We start from the raw sequence: 360 nt of genomic DNA, 5'->3' as shown, positions 1-360 counted from the left end.
GGCAAGGAGGATGCCGACCGCCTCGGCGAGCGGCGCGGGGCCGAGACGTCGGACCGTCCGCCGGGCACGCTGATCTGGCTGCACGCGGCGAGCGTGGGAGAGACCGTCTCCGTCCTGCCGGTCGCCGAGGCGCTGCTGGCCGCCGACGCGCGGGTGCTGCTGACCACGGGCACCGTCACCTCCGCCGCCCTGCTGCGCCAGCGGCTGCCGCATCCGGGCGTCGTGCATCGCTTCGTGCCGCTGGATGTGCCGGCCTGGGTCGGACGGTTCCTCGATCACTGGCGGCCCGATGCTGGCGCCCTGGTGGAGAGCGAGCTGTGGCCCAACCTGCTCGCCGCCTGCCGGGCGCGCGGGGTGCCG

The 360-nt window shown here is 76.1% G+C and carries 1 protein-coding gene; it reads left to right on the top strand.

The genetic code is table 11. The annotated features are described in order from the left end of the window. Positions 1-360 (top strand): 3-deoxy-D-manno-octulosonic acid transferase (locus B8460_RS20625; protein WP_048863501.1); only part of this gene is annotated, 360 nt, incomplete at both ends.

Origin of the sequence: Acidisphaera rubrifaciens HS-AP3, from assembly GCF_000964365.1 — a bacterium.
Lineage (GTDB): Bacteria > Pseudomonadota > Alphaproteobacteria > Acetobacterales > Acetobacteraceae > Acidisphaera > Acidisphaera rubrifaciens.
The sequence above is the reverse complement of the archived record's forward strand: the minus strand, read 5'-3'. Positions and strand labels throughout refer to the sequence as shown.